Annotated in this window: 17 protein-coding genes; 13 read left to right on the top strand and 4 right to left on the bottom strand. The window is 32.4% G+C overall.

Annotated elements, in window-relative coordinates; all coding sequences use genetic code 11:
• Nucleotides 1–72: 72 nt before the first annotated feature.
• From allC to RIN63_RS01695, 11 genes are all read left to right on the top strand, one after another.
• The gene (gene allC, locus RIN63_RS01645; protein ID WP_310442911.1) at nt 73–1299 is read left to right on the top strand and encodes an allantoate deiminase; all 1227 of its coding nucleotides are present in this window, start codon (nt 73–75) and stop codon (nt 1297–1299) included.
• 18 nt (nt 1300–1317) lie between these two features.
• Nucleotides 1318–2559, top strand: a complete 1242-nt coding sequence (locus RIN63_RS01650; protein ID WP_310442912.1) for an MFS transporter — start codon at nt 1318–1320, stop codon at nt 2557–2559.
• Nucleotides 2560–2629: 70 nt separating this feature from the next.
• Nucleotides 2630–3421 carry a (S)-ureidoglycine aminohydrolase gene (gene allE / locus RIN63_RS01655; protein WP_310442913.1) on the top strand — a complete coding sequence of 264 codons (792 nt, stop codon included), beginning with the start codon at nt 2630–2632 and terminating at the stop codon, nt 3419–3421.
• Between the two features lie 20 nt (nt 3422–3441).
• Entirely contained in the window at nt 3442–4494 is a 1053-nt protein-coding gene (allD, locus tag RIN63_RS01660) for an ureidoglycolate dehydrogenase (RefSeq protein WP_310442914.1), read from the top strand.
• A 14-nt stretch (nt 4495–4508) separates the two neighbouring features.
• Nucleotides 4509–6263, top strand: a complete 1755-nt coding sequence (gene fdrA, locus RIN63_RS01665) for an acyl-CoA synthetase FdrA (RefSeq protein ID WP_310442915.1) — start codon at nt 4509–4511, stop codon at nt 6261–6263.
• 17 nt (nt 6264–6280) lie between these two features.
• Nucleotides 6281–7549, top strand: a complete 1269-nt coding sequence (locus RIN63_RS01670; RefSeq protein ID WP_310442916.1) for a DUF1116 domain-containing protein — start codon at nt 6281–6283, stop codon at nt 7547–7549.
• Nucleotides 7550–7594: 45 nt separating this feature from the next.
• The gene (locus RIN63_RS01675; protein ID WP_310442917.1) at nt 7595–8446 is read left to right on the top strand and encodes a DUF2877 domain-containing protein; all 852 of its coding nucleotides are present in this window, start codon (nt 7595–7597) and stop codon (nt 8444–8446) included.
• A 42-nt stretch (nt 8447–8488) separates the two neighbouring features.
• Nucleotides 8489–9706, top strand: a complete 1218-nt coding sequence (locus tag RIN63_RS01680; RefSeq protein ID WP_310442918.1) for a dicarboxylate/amino acid:cation symporter — start codon at nt 8489–8491, stop codon at nt 9704–9706.
• A 20-nt stretch (nt 9707–9726) separates the two neighbouring features.
• The gene (gene arcC / locus RIN63_RS01685) at nt 9727–10647 is read left to right on the top strand and encodes a carbamate kinase (protein ID WP_310442919.1); all 921 of its coding nucleotides are present in this window, start codon (nt 9727–9729) and stop codon (nt 10645–10647) included.
• 212 nt (nt 10648–10859) lie between these two features.
• The gene (locus RIN63_RS01690) at nt 10860–12491 is read left to right on the top strand and encodes a PucR family transcriptional regulator (RefSeq protein WP_310442920.1); all 1632 of its coding nucleotides are present in this window, start codon (nt 10860–10862) and stop codon (nt 12489–12491) included.
• 191 nt (nt 12492–12682) lie between these two features.
• The gene (locus RIN63_RS01695; RefSeq protein ID WP_310442921.1) at nt 12683–13114 is read left to right on the top strand and encodes a CBS domain-containing protein; all 432 of its coding nucleotides are present in this window, start codon (nt 12683–12685) and stop codon (nt 13112–13114) included.
• A gap of 86 nt (nt 13115–13200) precedes the next feature.
• Here RIN63_RS01695 and RIN63_RS01700 read toward each other — a convergent pair whose 3' ends face one another.
• The 4 genes from RIN63_RS01700 to RIN63_RS01715 all read right to left on the bottom strand — a co-directional run bounded on the left by RIN63_RS01700 (nt 13201) and on the right by RIN63_RS01715 (nt 16450).
• The gene (locus RIN63_RS01700) at nt 13201–14103 is read right to left on the bottom strand and encodes a cation diffusion facilitator family transporter (RefSeq protein ID WP_310442922.1); all 903 of its coding nucleotides are present in this window, start codon (nt 14101–14103) and stop codon (nt 13201–13203) included.
• A 129-nt stretch (nt 14104–14232) separates the two neighbouring features.
• Nucleotides 14233–15345 carry a tRNA 2-thiouridine(34) synthase MnmA gene (mnmA, locus tag RIN63_RS01705; RefSeq protein ID WP_310442923.1) on the bottom strand — a complete coding sequence of 371 codons (1113 nt, stop codon included), beginning with the start codon at nt 15343–15345 and terminating at the stop codon, nt 14233–14235.
• A 142-nt stretch (nt 15346–15487) separates the two neighbouring features.
• Nucleotides 15488–15976, bottom strand: a complete 489-nt coding sequence (locus RIN63_RS01710; protein WP_310442924.1) for a rubrerythrin family protein — start codon at nt 15974–15976, stop codon at nt 15488–15490.
• 48 nt (nt 15977–16024) lie between these two features.
• On the bottom strand, nt 16025–16450 hold the full coding sequence (locus RIN63_RS01715) for a Fur family transcriptional regulator (protein ID WP_310442925.1): 426 nt from the start codon (nt 16448–16450) through the stop codon (nt 16025–16027).
• Between the two features lie 258 nt (nt 16451–16708).
• Here RIN63_RS01715 and RIN63_RS01720 point away from each other — a divergent pair, with 258 nt between their 5' ends.
• Together RIN63_RS01720 and RIN63_RS01725 are read left to right on the top strand one after the other, a co-directional pair.
• Entirely contained in the window at nt 16709–16870 is a 162-nt protein-coding gene (locus RIN63_RS01720; RefSeq protein WP_310442926.1) for a rubredoxin, read from the top strand.
• Between the two features lie 45 nt (nt 16871–16915).
• The gene (locus tag RIN63_RS01725; RefSeq protein ID WP_310442927.1) at nt 16916–17761 is read left to right on the top strand and encodes an undecaprenyl-diphosphate phosphatase; all 846 of its coding nucleotides are present in this window, start codon (nt 16916–16918) and stop codon (nt 17759–17761) included.
• The last annotated feature ends 55 nt before the right edge of the window (nt 17762–17816 follow it).

The raw sequence follows: 17816 nt of genomic DNA on the forward strand, positions 1-17816 counted from the left end.
GTGAATTGAATTTTATAAGATTAGCTTAACAAGTGAATATAATGCTTAAAAAAATTTGAGAGGATGAAAGGTATGGCTATAAATACAAATGAAATTAGTAGTACTATGAATTGGCTTTCCTCTTTTGGTCTGCTTGAAAGCGGAGGGGTAACTAGACTCTTATATACAAAAGAGTGGCTAGATGCCCAAAACTCACTAAAAGAAAAGTTTGAAAGCATAGGGATGAAAGCAGAGTTTGATGCTGTTGGTAACCTTTTTGGCCGTGTTGAAGGAACTGAGGGTTCTGAAGAAACAATAGCTACTGGTTCTCACGTAGACACAGTTGTAAATGGCGGTAAATTAGATGGGGCATTGGGTATATTTGGAGGATTCTTAGCTATTAAGTATCTTTTAGAGACTTATGGAAAGCCTAAAAAGAATATTGAAGTTATATCCATGGCAGAAGAAGAAGGAAGTAGATTCCCTTATGTATTCTGGGGTAGCAAAAACCTATTGGGTTTAACAAAAAAGGAAGATGTAATAGATATAGTTGATGAAAACGGTACGAAATTTGTAGATGCAATGCACGAAAGTGGATTTGATTTTAAGTCCAATAATGAATCATCCTTATCTCATGTAAAAACCTTTGTAGAACTTCATATAGAGCAAGGGAATGCACTAGAGATGGAAAAGAAATCTGTAGGTATTATCACTAGTATAGTTGGCCAAAGAAGATACAACATCACTTTAAAGGGAGAAGCCAACCATGCAGGTACTACTCTTATGGAATATCGTAGAGATGTAATGCAGGTGTTTGCTCAAATCGTAACAGAGTCAATTAATAAAGCTAAAGAAGCTGGTAATCCTCTTGTATTAACATTTGGAAAGATCAATGTTAAGCCTAATACAGTAAATGTAGTTCCAGGGTATGCAGAATTTACTATGGACTGTAGACATACTGATAGTCAATTCTTAAAGGATTTTACTGCTATTATTGAAGAAGATATGAAACGTATATCTAAAGAATCAAATGTTGAAATAGAAATTGATAGATGGATGGATGAAGAACCTGTTCCTATGAACAAGGAAGTTATAAATATAATAGAAGAAGCATGTAAGGAACAAAATCTAAACTATAAATTAATGCATAGTGGTGCTGGTCATGATTCACAGATTATTGCGCCTAGAATCAATACAGGGATGATATTTGTTCCAAGTGTAAAGGGCATAAGTCACAACCCTAAAGAATTTACTGAGCTTGAAGACTTGAAACAAGGTATAGAAGCTTTAGCAGCAACTATTTACAAATTAGCATACTAAAAATAAGGGGATATAATAATGGACGAAAAAAAAGGATTAAATGTTTTACCAAAGGATTATTGGAAAACAATTGTATTTACATTTTGTTTAGGCTGGGTAGTTATTTGGATTTATAGGGCAATGTTGTCACCAATTTATTCTGAGATTCAAGGCACTATAGGATTGCAGACAAATGCAGCAATGGGTCTAATTGCTAGCTGCTATTTCTTTGGATATACATCTATGCAAATCCCATCAGGTTTCCTAGTGGATAAATTTGGACAAAAGAAGATTTTAATTCCAGGATTTATTATATTTGCATTAGGTGCATTTTCTATATCACGGGCAACAAGTCTAATGATGATTTATGTTGGTAGTGTATTAGCAGGAGTAGGTTGTGGAACTTATTACGGAGCAGCATTCTCTCTAACAGCACAACATGTACCAGCAGAAAAGAAAGGTTTAGCAACAGCTATAGTAAATAGTGGTTCAGCATTAGGTATGATTATTGGTATGACAAGTTCAAGTTATATAGTAAAAACTTTAGGATTACCATGGCAAACTATGGTTATAATTTCAGCATCATTGATTGCTCTTATGGTAGTATGGTTTGCATTAGCAATCAAAAATACTTCAGTAGTTAGAGAAGCTAAAGTTGAAAAGGTAGAAGTAGTAAACACAGATGTTAAAAAAAGGTCATTATTCAGTTTTAAAATGGTTTCTTGTTATATCTTATATTTTACGACTTGCTACACATATTATTTGATAGTAACATGGTTACCAAAATTCCTAGAATCTGAAAGAGGAATTACAGGTGGGATGATAGGTATAATAACATCTATGATTTCAGTAACAGCAGTTCCTGGAGCTCTGTATTTTGCACATAAGTCAGATAAGAAAAGAGATAAAAAGTCTAAGATAATTATTGGTTTAGAACTAGCTGCTTTTGTTCTTATAGCATTATCTATGTTAGTTCCAAATGCAACTTTACTAGCTGGTATTCTTCTAGCTTATGGATTCTTGGGTAAAATGGCAGTTGACCCAGTATTGATTTCTTATATATCAGATACTGCAAATAAAAAAGAACTTGCTACAACATTAGGCATGTTCAACTTCTTCGGAATGTCATCCTCAATAGTAGCACCTGCATTTACAGGTTATATAATAGATAAAACAGGTTCAGGTGAATTAGGGTTCTATATTGGAGCAGGATTATTGATCATAGGAACAGTTATATTCATATTTGCAAATAATAGAAATTTAGTAAACAAACAAGCTTAATTAATTATAAGATGAAAGCAATTGTAACTCAATTGCTTTCACTGCTAAAAATATGTTAGGAGGATTCAAAATGAGTTATATAAATGGAGTAATGGGCTATAGAGAGGGTATATTAGAAAATCGATCAATTGTAAAAAAAGATAACTATGCATTAATTGAACCAGATGGAATTGTAACAAATGCAATTGTAGGATTTGAGAACTGTGATCTTACGATTCTATCTTCACCAAAGATTGGTGCAAGCTTTGTAGATTATTTAGTGGGAATTAAAGAAGACGGAAAAAATCATTTAGGATTTGGTGGAGATGGCGTAGAGGTTTTCTTCTATATATTCGAAGGAAATGTAAAGGTATGGAATGATGATAAGTCTGAAGAACTAACTAATGGGGGATATATCTTTAGCCCTGCTGGAAAAAAACTGTATTTTGAAAATGTTGGGGATACACCAGCAAAAGGATTTTTATATAAGAGACTTTATGACAAGATAGAAGGATATGAAGCCCATACCGTCATTGGAAATAGTAATGACTTAGAAGAAATAGCATATGAAGGAATGACAGATGTAATAATAAAAAACTTCCTTCCAGCTACTAATAACTTTGGATTTGACATGAACTTCCACATTTTATCATTTAAACCTGGTGCAAGCCATGGATATATTGAGACACACTTCGCAGAGCATGGTGCCTATATTTTCTCTGGAAAAGGAATGTATAACCTTGATAATGAGTGGGTACCTGTAGAAAAGGGAGACTATATATTTATGAGTGCATATTGCTTACAGGCAGCTTATGGTATTGGAAGAGATGAAAGTTTTGCATACATCTATTCAAAAGACTGTAATAGGGATCCTAAGCTGTAAAACTATAGGAGGGCAAAGACATGAAGCTTAATGAACAAGAATTAAAAAAATTGATGAAAGATAAATTTGTGAAGGCAGGATTATCTGATGAACACTCAGATAAAGTAGCAGAAATATTAACATGGGCTGATGCTAGGGGGATTCATTCCCATGGCGCTGTTCGAGTAGAATACTATTCTGAAAGAATTGCTAAAGGCGGTATAAATACTAATCCAAACTTTAGATTTGAAGCAACGGGCCCTTCAAGTGGTATGTATCATGGAGATAATGGGAATGGTTTTGTTGCAGCTACCAATGCAATGGAGGAAGCTATTAAGATGGCGAAAGAATCTGGTGTTGCAGTGGTAGGGATAAAAAATATCTCCCATAGTGGAAGTTTGGGTTATTATGTGGAAATGGCTGCAGATAATGATTTAGTAGCTATATCACTATGTCAATCAGATCCAATGGCAGTACCATATGGAGGAAGTGAGCCCTATTATGGAACAAATCCAATAGCATTTGGTGTTCCAACTTCAGATGGAAGAAAAGTTATATTTGATATGGCTACTACAGTACAGTCCTGGGGAAAGATATTAGTTGCTCGTTCTAAGAAAGAGCCAATTCCAAGTGATTGGGCTGTTGATGAACATGGAAACTCAACTACAGACTCAACTAAAGTTAATGCCTTATTACCAATTTCTGGTGCAAAAGGATATGGTTTAATGATGATGGTAGATGTTCTATCGGGAGTAATGTTAGGCTTACCATTCGGTAAGCATGTATCTTCTATGTATGATGATTTATCAAAGGGAAGAGATCTTGGTCAACTACACATAGTAATTGATCCATCAAGATTTATAGATATAGATATGTTTAAAGAAAACATGTCTAAAGTGTTGACAGAATTAAGTGAAGTAAAACCTGCACCGGGATTTGATAAGGTTTATTATCCAGGTGAGAGAGGCTTATTAAGAAAAGAAAAATATGAAAATACAGGCGGCATAGAAATAGTTGATGATATCTATGAATATTTAATTAGCGATGATATTCATTACGATAGATATGACCATAAAAATAAGTTTGCTGAATAGGAAGGAGTTTATATATGTTAAGAACCTTAGTAAAAAAAGGAAGTTATCAAGATTCAGTTGTATTGATGTTACTGACAAATAAAATATCTTCCATAGATGGAGTAAATAAGGTATCTATAATGATGGGAACTCCAGCTAATAAAGATATTTTTAAAGCGAGTGGAATGGAGACCTCTGAACTTGTAAGTGCAAGTTCAAATGATATGGTAATGGTTATAGATACTGAATTAGAGAATATTGAAGAAATAGTAGCAAAAGAAACGGATGACTTTTTAAACAATCAATCAGCTAAATCTAATGGTGGGAATGAGGATAAAGCAGTAAAGTCTTGGGAACAAGCTACTAGTGTATTACCTGATGCAAATTTGGCTGTAATATCTATTCCGGGAACCTATGCTGCTATGGAAGCAGATAGAGCATTAGATGAAAATCTGAATGTATTTATTTTCAGTGATAATGTATCCTTAGAAGATGAAGTTCGCCTAAAGGAGAAGGCACATGTGAAAGGGCTATTGGTAATGGGACCTGATTGCGGTACTGGTATAATACACGGTACTCCAATTGCATTTACAAACTATGTAGAAAAGGGAAAAATAGGCATAGTTGGTGCCTCAGGTACTGGAATTCAAGAGTTAACAACAATTATAGATAGACTTGGAGAAGGAGTAACTAATGCTATAGGGACAGGTGGCAGGGACTTATCTGCTACAGTTGGTGGAATTACCATGCTTGATTCTATTAATGTATTAGCAAATGATCCTAGTGTAGAAGTTATGATAATAGTATCAAAACCACCTGCGAAGCATGTTAGAGATAAGATTGTAAAAAGATTGGAATCAATTGAAAAGCCAGTGATCACTCTATTCCTAGGTGAAAAACCTGAAACCCATGAGAATGGATTCTATCATGCATATACATTAGATGAAGCAGCAAGGATAGCGGTAAAACTTGTACGAAATGAATCAATTGAGTTAGAAGATTATGTAATTGAACATGATGACCGATTTAATAAAGATGAAGAAAAGACAATTAAAGCCTATTACTCAGGAGGAACATTGGCATCTGAAGCTGCTATATTATTAAAAGATACATTAAAATTACCTACAAAAACTGAAACAAGTGAAGGGTATATTCTAAAAGTAGCAGGCCATGAAGTAATAGATTTAGGTGATGATAAATATACACAGGGTAAGCCACATCCAATGATAGATGCCAGTACAAGAATTGAATATATGAAAAATGCAGGAAATGATAAATCTACTGGTGTTATACTACTTGATATAGTTTTAGGATATGGATCCCATGAAAATATGGCAGGAGAATTATCCAAAAGTATTGAATCATTACAAGAAAAAGCTAAAGAAGAAAATAGAAAGCTTTTCTTTGTGACTACTATATGCGGAACAAAAAAGGATATCCAAAACTTTGATTTCCAAAAGAAGCAAATGGAAGATTTAGGTGTTATTGTATGTGATACTAACAAAATGGCAGTAGAAATGGCACTATACCTTATTGGACATAAATATGAAGAATTGGAAAAAGAAATATTGCCAAGAAATTTAAGAAAATCTAATAACCCAGAGTTATCTGAGAAATTAATAGAGTTAATAGAAAATAAACCTAGAGTAATAAATATCGGATTAAAAAGCTTCGCTGATGTTTTAGAAGACTTTAAAGCAGAGGTAGTTCAGTATAATTGGACGCCACCAGCAGGCGGAGATGTAAGAATGATCAAGGTTTTACAATTTCTTAGAGGATATGGATTATAGGAAAAGGAGAATTGCAAATGAAATATATAACAATTGATGAAGCAAATCAGGCCGTCATCCAAAAGATTGTTGCTGCTGTGCCTGTTATTTTAGATGTAGTTCCAGCACATACTGTAATAGAAGAGTTACGGGACAAGAAGGTTTTATTACATGCTGGACCACCAATCTTGTGGGAAAATATGGCGAGTCCTATGCAAGGGTCTTGTATAGGAGCAGTTCTATTTGAAGGTTGGGCAAAAGATGAAGATGAGGCTCATAAGCTATTGTCATCAGGAGGGGTAGAATTCATTCCATGTCATCATGTAAATGCAGTTGGCCCAATGGGTGGTATAACTTCAGCACATATGCCTGTATTTGTAGCTAAAAATGTTACAGATAATAATTATGCATATTGTACAATGAATGAAGGTATTGGTCAGGTTCTAAGATTTGGAGCATACTCTCAAGAAGTAATTAACAGATTAAATTGGATGAGAGATGTACTTGGTCCAGTTCTTGGCAAAGCACTTCGTACATTTGAAGGTGGATTAAGTGTAAATCCAATGATTGCAAAGGCAATTGCAATGGGAGATGAATTCCATCAAAGAAATATAGCAGCTTCCCTTGTATTTTTGAAGGAAGTAACTCCAGTAATTTTATCACTAGATATTGATGAAAAGGAAAGAAAAGATGTAATCAAATTTTTAGCTGATACTGATCAGTTTTTCCTAAATATTATGATGGCATGCTCCAAGGCTGTGATGGATGGTGCAAGAATGATTGAAGAAGGTACTGTAGTTACAGCCATGTGTAGAAATGGAGAAAACTTTGGTATTCGTATAAGTGGTATGGGTGATGAGTGGTTTACAGCTCCAGTAAATACACCACAAGGTTTATACTTTACTGGTTACGACAGTGAGGATGCTAGCCCTGATCTAGGGGATAGTGCTATAACTGAAGCATTTGGTGTAGGTGGAATGGCAATGATAGCAGCACCTGCTGTAACTAGATTTGTAGGAACTGGTGGGTTTGATGATGCTCTAAAAATAAGCAATGAAATGGCTGAGATATGTATAGGACATAATCCAAACTTTATAATTCCTACATGGAGTTTCAAAGGAGCTTGTCTAGGAATTGATGCCAGAAAAGTTGTTGAAAAAGTAATAACTCCTGTTATTAATACAGGTATTGCACATAAAATAGCAGGCTTTGGTCAAATAGGCGCAGGAACAGTGCACCCACCAATTGAATGTTTTGAAAAGGCCATTTTAGCTTATGCAAAAAAACTAGGATTTAAAGAAAATTAAGATTTATAAATAAATAATAGAGAATTAAGGGAGTGTGGGATAGTAGTGAAGGAATTATTAAAAGCATCAAAGGTATCTGGGCAAATGCTTGAACTGCTATCCCCTGGTCCTTATAAAATCCATAGTAGATTTAACAATGGTATAAATTTAAATATAGAAGGAAAACTTTCTTTCATTGGTGTAGGAAAAATTAATTTTCCACCCCTTGGGGTATTATTAGAAAATGGTATGGATAAGAGTTTTACGGAAATCCACGAAGATTATCTCTATTGGAATGACAGACTTAATGGATTGGAGTCAAAAGAAATTTTTATTGATTTTAGCAATGCCCATATAATTGACAATAGATTAATAACTAATCAAAATGTAATATCTTTGGAAAATCTAGCCATTATGCTAGAGATTGCAGACATTAATATAATGACTGGATTTGGTAAAACAGTTGGAGAGTTATCTAATTTAAAGGAAGATTTTGTAAAAGACTTGTGTTCAAAATTTAACAGTTCAAATTCTCTTGATATTCAGAGAATCTTGAAAAAGCTAGTAGGAAGAGGAATTGGATTGACTCCTTCAGGAGATGATTTTTTACAAGGAATACTATATATAAATGAGATAACTCCTATTTTAGGAGATATTTTTGTTGAGGAACTAAAGAATTTAATTGTCATTGATAAGTATACAACTGATATAAGTATAAATTATTATAAATGTGCTTTTTGTCAGATGTATTCAAGTACATTGATTAATCTTTATAATGCTATTAAATCAGTTAATATTATTGAGGTTAGAAAATATATTGATGAACTTTTGGAACTAGGTAATACCTCTGGCGCAGATATTTTATCAGGAATATTAACAGGAATAAATTTTGCACTTAATGCATCAAAAAAATACTAATATGGAATAAATTTATATTTAAAGCTCAAAATGGAGGTAAATATGAAAGCGAAAAAACTTTCAACAATAAAACAAATTCTTATGGCCATGATTATTGGAATGATAGCTGGTTTATTACTTGGAGATAATGCAAAATATCTCAAGATCTTAGGAGACATATTTTTAAGACTAATTCAAATGTCTGTAGTCATTCTTATAATGGGAGCAGTAATTGAATCAGTTGGAAATTTAGATACCAAGGATCTTGGGAAGTTAGGTGTTAAGATGATGTTCTGGTTTATGATAACTACTATTTTGTCAGGAGTTATAGGAGTAAGCCTAGGTAGCTTTTTAAAACCAGGAAGTGGCATCACCCTTGAAGCTAAAGGCGCCATAGTAGAACAACCTGTACAAGAATTAGGTCAATTAATTGTAGACTTTTTCCCTACAAATGTAATTAATTCTATGGCAAGTGGAAATATGATTCAAGTAATTGTTTTTGCAGTATTGTTTGGTGCGACTTTAAGTACCCTTCGTGAAAAGAAGATAAGTAATGTGATTCTTGAGTGGGTTAAGGATTTAAATGTAGTTATTATCAATATGATTAGTAAGATCATGGTAATAGCTCCCTTTGGAATTGGGGCACTTTTAGCATATACTACGGGAACTATAGGTCTATCGGTTATATTGCCTTTAATTAAATTCTTGATTTTACTTGGAATTGGTACTATAATACATCTTATTATAACTATTACATTTACTGCCATGTACTGTAAGGTGAGTCCTTTAACTATAGCACGAAAACTTACAAATATGACAATGATGGCATTTACCACCACATCGTCAGCGGTTACCTTGCCAATTAAGATGAAAGATAGTGAAGAAAAATTAGGTGTAAGTAGTAGAATATCTAATCTGGTTAACCCTTTGGCAATGACTCTAAATAGTAATGGATTAGCAATGTTTTTAACATTAGCATGCATTACAGTTGCGCAGATTTATAATATAGAGATTGGTATTACGGATATAATAAGAATAATTACATTATCTACATTGGCTTGCTTAGGTACTGTAGTAGTTCCTGGAGGGGGACTAGTTGCTTTAACTATAGTAATACCAAGCATAGGATTACCATTGGAAGGAATAGTTCTTTTATCGGGAATAGATTGGTTTTCAGGTATGTTTAGGACGGTTCTAAATGTAGATATAGATGCTTTAATTTCAATGCTTATAGCTAAAGATGTAAACGAGTTAAACTATGATATTCTAAATAAGAATTAAGAAAGCTAGGAGGAATCATTGTGAATAAGAAAAAACGAATAGTAATAGCTTTAGGTGGTAATGCTTTAGGAAATAACTTGGAAGAGCAAAAAGTAGCAGTTAAAACAACTGCCACTGCTATTGTAGACTTAATAGAAGAAGGCTGTGAGGTAGTAATAGCTCATGGAAATGGTCCCCAGGTAGGTATGATACACAATGCAATGTCAAGTTCATCTATACCACTATATATTTCTGGAGCTATGAGTCAAACTTATATAGGATTTGATTTGGAAAATGCACTTAGAGAGGAATTACTAAATAGAAAAATTCAAAATATTCCAGTAACTACTATAATGACCCAAATTGTAGTTGATAGAGAAGATCCGTCCTTTCAAAATCCAACAAAGCCAATTGGAAGATTTATGTCATTAGAAGAAGCAAATCTTGCTAAAGAAGAGCATGGTTTTGTCATTGTAGAGGATTCAGGACGAGGATATAGAAGGGTAGTACCTTCACCAGCTCCTATAAGAATAGTTGAAATTGATTCAATAAAAGCTTTAGTAGAAAGTGGACAATTAGTAATTTCTTGTGGAGGCGGGGGTATACCAGTTATAGAAGAGGGAAATAATTTAAAGGGTATAGATGCAGTAATAGATAAGGATTTTGCTAGTGGTTTATTGGCAAAAGAACTGGATGCAGATTTCTTAATAATCCTAACAGCAGTAGAGAAGGTTGCAATAAACTTTGGAAAGGAAAATGAAAAGTGGCTATCTGATTTAAGTATAGAAGAAGCTAAAAAGTATATAGAAGAAGGGCATTTTGCACCAGGTTCCATGTTACCAAAGATAGTAGCTGCAATGGACTTTGCAGGGTCTAAAGCGGGCAGATCTGCACTAATTACACTGTTAGAGAAGGCTAAGGAAGGAATCAAGGGAGATACTGGAACTAGAATTCATATGTAAAATTACAAGAAAAAAGTATTAATATTAATTATAATAATGAAGAATAAGTTTTAAAAAGGTAGGTTTTCCATTTGTTGGAGATCTACCTTTTTAATTGATTAATCCTCTAAGTTATACTAAAATAAAGGTATGACAAGATGAATATTAACAAATAATATGTAATTAAAGAGGTTGTTTAATTAATATTAAGAACGGAAGGTGAAGGTAATAGGATGATAGTTCAAGAAATATTAAAAATAGAGAAATTTAAGAATTTTAAAGTAATAAATGAAAAAGCAGATTTAACTAGAAGAATTGTAACAGTTGAATCAACTGAAACGCCAGATGTGGCAACCTATCTTACACCAAATTCTTTACTTATAACTACTGCAATGTCTTATAAAGACAACCAAGAAGGCTTAGTAAATTTAATCAGCAGCTTAAACGATGTTTCTTGTTCAGGACTTGCAATTAAACTTGGCAGGTTTATCGATAAATTAGATGAAGAAGTTATAAGAATTTCTGATGAGTTAGGATTTCCTTTATTACAAATCCCTCTTGAATTCACATTGGGGGAAGTATATCATGATCTATTATCCTATTTATGGAGCAATCAGAATGAGGAATTGTTATTAGCTCTAAATACACAAAAAAAGTTTTCAAGTCTCGTAATGCAAGGAGCTTCAATAAATAATTTGCTCAATAACCTAGGCCATGTTTTAAAAAAGTCAGTTGCATTAATGAATCCATTTGGTAAAATCATTAGCTACAACTCATCCTGCACCAAGGGGCAGATAGCTTTAGCAGAAAACACCTTCCATAAATATGAATTATATAATAGAAAGAGTGGGGAATTTCAGCCGATTAAAAATTCTCAAGTAGAAAAGACCTCCATATATCCAATAAATAATGTAGGACAAAATTATTATTATATTTTTGTCTTTGATAACAAAAACCAAGTCACAGCCTTATCAGAAATGGTTATTGAACAATTCCTTCTTATATTCCGACTTTCAATGCATAAAAACCTATATATACTAGGCAATACTCACAAAAATAAGGAAGAGTTTTTAAATATTTTAGTCAATAGATATAAGGATGAATTTTGGACTCCACATCAACTAATGGACATAGGTAAGAAATTTGGATTACGTGACTCAGAGGATTATACGATAATATTAGGTAATTTAGAAACCTTTAAAGATGATAAGTATAATGATGCCAATTTTTCAAGCAAGGAAGAACAATATGTATTGATATATGATTGGATGGAGAAGGAATTAAGAAGATTTAGCAATGGCAGAATAATTGTATTCCCAGAAACATCATATTTTAGATATGTAATATTATTACAAGGAAGTTTTTCTGATATACATGGTATATTATCAGATATCCATGATATGGTACTCAAAATATTTAAGATTGAAATTATATTTTCCTATGGAAATAGTATGGTAGATATTAATTCTGTTAGATTTTCTTATAAAGAAGCAATTGAAAGCTATAGATATGGTGAAGGGAAAGAAAATATTTCATTTATCAAATACTACAGGCCTAAAAATGCTTCAGATTTGTTAAAATCAGTATCTAATGAGCAGATTCAAGGTTTTTGCCTGCATATATTAAAAGAATTAGCTTATAGCACAGATGAGATGATAATAGAATTACGTAGGACTTTACAAGTATATTTAGAATGCAGATGTAGTGTGACTACTACAGCAAGTAGGATGTTTTTGCATAGAAATACCATAAAATATAGGATAAAAAAATGTGAAGATATTTTAGAGAATGATTTAACAGACTCTGATTATGGTTTTCAATTGCAGCTAGCCCTAACCTTATTAGATAATCAACAGCAAACTTAACAAGTTTTGATTTAGGATTATATGTCTCTATTCGTGGCTCAGTGAATAATGTATTAAATTTTTTTACCCCCTACAAAAGATGCTATGGGGATTGACTATTTTGTAGAGAAACTATAAAATAAAGGGTGGAGTTATTACCACTTAAAAACTATTTAATATTAAAATTAATTTCAGATGAGAAAGGAACTAATATGAATATAGCATTTTTTCTAACACCAAAAAGTGAAACTGTGTATGAAGTAATCGATTCAACTATGAGGCAAACTCTAGAGAAAATGGAACATCATAGATATACTGCCATACCACTTATTGATAAGAAGGGTAAATATATTGGAGCCATTACTGAAGGGGATTTACTTTGGACACTTAAGAATACAAATGATCTGACAATAGAAGGTACAAGCAAGATACCAATAAAAGATGTTAAAAGAAATACCCAAAGTAAGACAGTATCCATAAGTGCAAATATGGAGGATTTAATCTTACAATCAAAAAACCAGAATTTTGTTCCAGTAGTTGATGACCAAGGAATATTCATTGGAATTATCAAAAGAAGTGACATCATTAATTATTGTGCAGATTTATTGTTGATGGATAAACAAAAGAATAAGGAAATTAAATAATTATATTTAAAGGTGTGCCATTGGCACACCTTTCTCAATCAAAAGCTAAGAATAATTGATTCAGTATCATTGCATATAAATATAGTCTAAGAGCTATTGGCTGTTTGATCTATTTTCTTTCTGTAATAATCTAGTGGATCTACATGAACATTCACATCTGTCACACCTGGAAGCCTTGATTTCAACAGGTTATCAATATTATGGACAAGGCTATGGGCTTTTTCAAGAGTCAAATCATCACCTACTACTACATGCAAATCTAAATGAATATCATCTGCACAGCCCCTGGAGCGAATTTTATGACAAGAAAGGACTTCATCAAATTCATAAACAATATTGGAAATTTGACTAGGATCTAGAACCCTGGCATCACAAAGGATGTTTGCACCATTCTTTAAGATATCAATAGCTGCTTTAGCAATAAGCATTGAAATTAAAATTGAAACCAATATATCAACCCAAGGAAATCCAAGCTTGATTGCAAGCAAAGTACCCATTACAGACATTGAAACGAATACATCACTCAAGGTGTGAGTAGCATCTGAAATTAAAAAATCGCTCTGTAGAACTATTCCCTTTTTTTTCTCGAATTTAGTTATAGCAATATTAACTATAATACTAAATAGCATAATAATAAAGCTAATACTGTTAACTGTTGGAATCACAGGATTTATAATTCTGTCGTAGACTCCTTTCAGTAGGCCTATAGATGTAACTATTAGAAGAGCACTGATAAACAAAGTTGTCAGAGTTTCAAACTTTCTATGCCCATAAGGGTGCTTCTCATCTACAGGCTGGAAGGCAAAATAAACACCCACCATACCTACTACATTATTTAAACCATCGGCCATGGAATGCAGACCATCTGCTGTTACTGAAACTGAGTTAATAAAAACACCAATAAGTAATTTAGATATTGATGTAGCCATATTTAATACTATTACAATTAACTGAACTTGTTGGATCTGTTTGTACCTGATTATTTCCATGACAACCTCCCTTCTTCTACTATGAATAACTATATTAACCCTCTAATTAGTCTATTCTTCTTTGTTGAAATGGTTCGAATTAATTTTCCACAAAACAAATAAAAGACCCGTCTTAAGACGAGTCTTTATCTAACTGTGATTGAGGTATAGGTATTTATTATCTAATGGCTCTATGGATTTAATTATACATCCTCCCAGGCATATTTCTTCCTGATATAGTACAGCTACTTGACCTGGTGTTACTGCTTTTATAGGATTATCATATTTTATATGAAGCTCTCCATTATCCAATATATTCACAGTGACAGGAATATCCTTTTGCCTATATCTAAACTTAGCTGTACATTTTAATGGCATACTAGGAGCTTTCTCCAATATCCAAGATGGTGATTCTCCTATTAAAGAAGTAGAGTAGAGGGCAGGATTATTTTCTCCTTGTGCAACATAAAGAATATTTTCCTTTAGATTTTTTCCTGCTACAAACCAAGGTTCTCCTGTTCCAACTCCTCCTATACCTATGCCTTTTCTTTGACCTAAAGTGTAGTGAATTAGACCACTGTGCTTGCCTACCTTCTTGCCATTTACATCTATCATATCTCCTTCTTTAGCCAGAAGATATTTATCTAAAAATTCATCAAAATCTCTTTCTCCAATGAAGCATATGCCTGTCGAGTCTTTTTTCTCAGCAGTATATAGATTATGTTTTTCAGCTAACTCTCGAACTTGCTTTTTATCCAAATGCCCTATAGGAAATAATGTTTTTGAAAGGGCTTTTTGACCTATTCTAGAAAGAAAATAGCTTTGATCCTTATTTTGATCATTACCTCTAACAAGGCAATATCCAGCATGATTTTCTTTAACTTGTGCATAATGACCCATAGCAATATAATCAGCATCTAGACTTAAAGCATAGTCTAAAAATGCATTAAACTTTATTTCTTGATTGCACATTACATCTGGATTAGGAGTTCTTCCTTTTTTATATTCATCTAAAAAATAGGTAAAGACTTTATCCCAATATTGCTTCTCGAAGTTTATTGTATAATATGGAATATCCAGTTGGTCAGCTACTCTTCTTGCATCTTCAGAGTCTTGAGTTGCAGTACATTCTCCATATTCATTCTTCTCATCCCAGTTTTTCATAAATAATCCTATAACTTCATATCCTGCTTCTTTAAGCAATAAGGCAGAAACAGAAGAATCAACTCCTCCACTCATACCTAATATTACTTTTTTCTTCATAAATTCTCCTCTTTTCTAAAACATAGTAATCTTATTATACTATAGAATTTTTTATCTTGATACTTGTTATTACTATATTATCATGAAAACCTACCTAGCAAAAGGAAAAAATGCACTGAGATTATTTTCTCAGTGCAAAATCTTAATATTTAATGAATTTTGATCCTGCTACATTACATATACTACATTTTTCTGGAACAAACTTTTCAATATTTCCACAAACTGGGCATAGATAGTAGAAGATTTCTTCTTCATTGTTAATGTTTTCTAGTGCTTCCTTATAAAGTCCTGCATGAACTTTTTCTGCTTCCATAGCATAAGTAAATGTTTGAACAGCAGCCTTATTTCCTTCTGCTTCAGCAGCTTCTATAAATGGAGGATACATAGTTTCAAACTCATATGTTTCACCATTAACTCCATCTTGAAGATTTTCTGCAGTTGTACCTACTTTACCTGCTACTTGAAAATGTTTAAGAGCATGAATAGTTTCTGCATCTGCAGCTGCTCTAAATAATTTTGCAGCATTAATTTTTCCATCTGCTTCTGCTTTCTTTGCATAAGCTAAGTACTTTCTATTTGCTTGGGATTCACCAGCAAATGCATCCATTAAATTATCAATTGTTTTACTCATTTCTTATCTCCTCCATTAATTTAATTTATTATAATAGGCTCAATTGGCCTAATAATTATCTTCTTTGCAACAATTTGGGCAAACACCCTTGAAATATATATCTTTACTATCAATCTTGAAGTAATCCAAATCCTTTGAGTTAAAGGAATCTATATTTATTTCAAAATCATATATATTTCCACAAGATTGACATTTAAAATGTCCATGGTTATTTGTCACTATATCATATCTAGTTTCATTATCCTCTATGTTGATGATCTTGACTAAATTAGCTTCAATCAATGTTTTTAATGTATTGTAAATAGTAGTTTTTGATAAGCTAGGTATTTCCTTGTGAAGATCATTGTAAATTTGATCTACAGTAGGGTGACATCTATTATTAGTCATATACTCCAACACCTTTAGTCTCTGGTGTGAAAGACGAATGTTTTTATTTTTCAATTCCTGTGATAAATTTTCAAAAGTAGTTTTCAACTAATTCACATCCTTATTTCATAGATCACTAGACTTAATGAATAATAACTATTACTACTTTGTAATGGTTACAATCTTATTATAATTGTAATTACAAAATATGTCAAGTAAAAAATTAATTAATTTTTGAATAAGGAATTATCACCTTCATAGGATATAATAGAGAGGATATAAATTTTATGAAAATGTATTAGGATAGATTTAATTATGGTGTATAATAGTAATATGCAAAAAAATATAATAATGGAGGGTGATGAGGTGACAGATTATAAATGCACAGTATGTGGATATATTTACAGACCTGAAAGAGGAGATAAAGTTCATGATATAGAGCCTATGACAAGTTTCGAAGATTTGCCAGATGATTGGAAATGTCCTACTTGTAATCAGTCTAAAATGGCTTTTGAAGAGAAAAAATAAAGAGTTTATAATAGATTAATTAATATGATATAAGGGGGCAAATTAGTGGATACTATTTTTTTAATTATAAAATCAGCGATATTGGGTATTGTAGAAGGTTTAACAGAATTTTTGCCAGTTTCTTCAACGGGGCATTTAGTTATTTTTCAAAACTTATTAAAGTTTGAGGTAACAACCCCTAAATATGTGGAAATGTATACATATGTAATACAATTAGGAGCTATATTAGCAGTAATTATTCTATATTGGAAGAAAATAAAAGATACTCTTCTAAATTTCTTTCCACAAAAAGTAGGATATGAAAAATCCGGATTTAAGTTTTGGTTTATGATATTTATTGCTTGTATTCCTGGAGGTGTTTTTGGGATATTGCTAGATGATTTAGCGGACAAATACCTATTTAGCCCTATTCCTATTGCAATAACCTTATTCTTTGGTGGTATATGGATGATGTATGCTGAAAAGAGATTTAGAAGCAATAAAATAAAGAGTAAAGAATTAAATGTTACTGCCAAGCAAGCAATAATAGTTGGTCTGTTTCAATGTTTAGCTATAATCCCAGGGATGTCCAGATCTGCTTCTACAATAATAGGTGGATGGGTATCAGGACTTTCAACTGTGGCTGCTGCTGAGTTTTCTTTCTTTTTAGCAATTCCCGTAATGGTAGGTATGAGCTTTTTAAAGATATTAAAAATTGGGGGAATAGGTGTCCTTACTTTGGCAGAGATTATTTCTTTAGCTGTAGGATTTATTGTATCCTTTATAGTAGCTTTAATCGTAATAAATAAGTTTATTTCTTATTTAAAGAAAAAGCCTATGAAGATATTTGCCATATATAGAATGATATTTGCAGTTATAGTATTGATAGCAGGATTTGCAGGAATGTTTTAGTAAAGATTTTCTTATTTAGAAAAAGATGATGATTTCCATTTGAAGGGAATCATCA

Source organism: Tissierella sp. (assembly GCF_031460495.1).
In the GTDB taxonomy this organism is placed as follows: domain Bacteria; phylum Bacillota; class Clostridia; order Tissierellales; family Tissierellaceae; genus JAVKTS01.

What these genes read in the sequence shown, in the direction of transcription:
- RIN63_RS01695 (WP_310442921.1), top strand. Translation starts at nt 12,683, where the DNA reads ATGAATATAGCATTTTTTCTAACACCAAAAAGTGAAACTGTGTATGAA.
- mnmA (WP_310442923.1), bottom strand. Translation starts at nt 15,345, where the DNA reads ATGAAGAAAAAAGTAATATTAGGTATGAGTGGAGGAGTTGATTCTTCT.
- RIN63_RS01680 (WP_310442918.1), top strand. Translation starts at nt 8,489, where the DNA reads ATGAAAGCGAAAAAACTTTCAACAATAAAACAAATTCTTATGGCCATG.
- fdrA (WP_310442915.1), top strand. Translation starts at nt 4,509, where the DNA reads ATGTTAAGAACCTTAGTAAAAAAAGGAAGTTATCAAGATTCAGTTGTA.
- RIN63_RS01650 (WP_310442912.1), top strand. Translation starts at nt 1,318, where the DNA reads ATGGACGAAAAAAAAGGATTAAATGTTTTACCAAAGGATTATTGGAAA.
- RIN63_RS01670 (WP_310442916.1), top strand. Translation starts at nt 6,281, where the DNA reads ATGAAATATATAACAATTGATGAAGCAAATCAGGCCGTCATCCAAAAG.
- RIN63_RS01700 (WP_310442922.1), bottom strand. Translation starts at nt 14,103, where the DNA reads ATGGAAATAATCAGGTACAAACAGATCCAACAAGTTCAGTTAATTGTA.
- RIN63_RS01690 (WP_310442920.1), top strand. Translation starts at nt 10,860, where the DNA reads ATGATAGTTCAAGAAATATTAAAAATAGAGAAATTTAAGAATTTTAAA.
- RIN63_RS01710 (WP_310442924.1), bottom strand. Translation starts at nt 15,976, where the DNA reads ATGAGTAAAACAATTGATAATTTAATGGATGCATTTGCTGGTGAATCC.
- allE (WP_310442913.1), top strand. Translation starts at nt 2,630, where the DNA reads ATGAGTTATATAAATGGAGTAATGGGCTATAGAGAGGGTATATTAGAA.
- allC (WP_310442911.1), top strand. Translation starts at nt 73, where the DNA reads ATGGCTATAAATACAAATGAAATTAGTAGTACTATGAATTGGCTTTCC.
- allD (WP_310442914.1), top strand. Translation starts at nt 3,442, where the DNA reads ATGAAGCTTAATGAACAAGAATTAAAAAAATTGATGAAAGATAAATTT.